Genomic DNA, 1,232 nt, shown 5'->3' with positions numbered 1-1,232 from the left:
TTGCCTATCTAGGAGAGAGCGCGTCAGGGAGGTCTGCCTGACGCTTATAAATAATATAGCCCAAATTTTGTTGATAGTGAGTCAAACGTTGACTCACGAGCAAATAAAAACCCTCTGGCTAGGGGCGCAGAGGGTTTAGGTACGAACCTAATCAAGGATGATAAAGCCAAGCGGGGTCGTGCCTGACTTACACACTTTGAGTATAGACGAGTTTTTTGTGTTTGCGACGAGAATGCCAACACCCAAGCAAGGCAAGCAGCGTCGCCCATCCTGCGCTGCCGCCGGAGTCACCACCACTTGAGCCACCAGAGCTGGCGCTGTTTAGGCGAACTGACTCGGTGTCAGACAGATGCAAGGTGCCTTTACCGCCACCACTGTCAATGACGTAAGTACAGCGCTCGAACGGGGCAATGGTGCCTGTTAGACACGAACTTTCTTCCGCCACGATCGTCGCATCCCCCGAGGTGTAAGCGGTATCGACTGCGCCGCCGCGGTGCAGCGACTGCACTTCAATGGTGGTGCGTCCTTTCGCTGTGGCAATGGTTGGGTAGTGCCAGCCGTTCACCGTATCGAGGATAAAGTCGGCGGCGTAGTGGAGATCACGGCCGCTGATTGTTTGGTCATTATTTGTTCCATCAGAGGTTATCCCTGATGATATTGAAATGATTTGATCATCTTTACCTATCCATGCACTTCCCGAATCCCCCCCTGTTAATATTCCTTTTTCGGATTGAACGGCTTCAATTCGAAATGGGTAGTTTTCACCTTGATAAGAAAGGTGAAATTCGGCACGTGTTGGTGGTTGATTGCTATACCCTCCAAATCCATCAATAGTGATCGGCGCATCTTGCACATAGGTCGGCGCGCTTAAATCGGCCAAAAACTGAATATGGGCATAATCGGTGGGCGTGGACAGTTTTGCTAGGGCTACATCTTCACTGGTGTGTGTAGGATCGTAGTTGGGATGTAAATAAACACGGTCTATTATGTATCGATCATCTTTATGGTAGGCATCTTTGATCCAAGTCAGGCCAACGTTGGTTTCGCAGTGCGCCGCGGTCAGTACAAATAGCCCGCCAATGCGGGTTCCCGTGCATTTACTTATCTCTACCGTATTGTCGTGCGCTTGCCAATCTACTGGCTCGCCGTCGATCACGGCCCAAGCATTGCTACAAAGACCGGCGGTCAGTACCCCTATCCACAGCTTAGTCATGCTCCATTCTATATGAACG

Annotated in this window: 1 protein-coding gene; it reads right to left on the bottom strand. The window is 50.6% G+C overall.

Annotated features, from left to right (window positions below; genetic code table 11):
• Nucleotides 1-187: 187 nt before the first annotated feature.
• Nucleotides 188-1,232 (bottom strand): trypsin-like serine protease (locus KIO97_RS25650; protein ID WP_285384318.1); only part of this gene is annotated, 1,045 nt, incomplete at its 5' end.

The sequence above is a fragment of the Vibrio sp. B181a genome (assembly GCF_030248375.1).
GTDB classification, from domain to species: Bacteria; Pseudomonadota; Gammaproteobacteria; order Enterobacterales; family Vibrionaceae; genus Vibrio; species Vibrio campbellii.
Note: the sequence above shows the minus strand (reverse complement) of the source record. Positions and strands in the feature narration are given on the sequence as shown.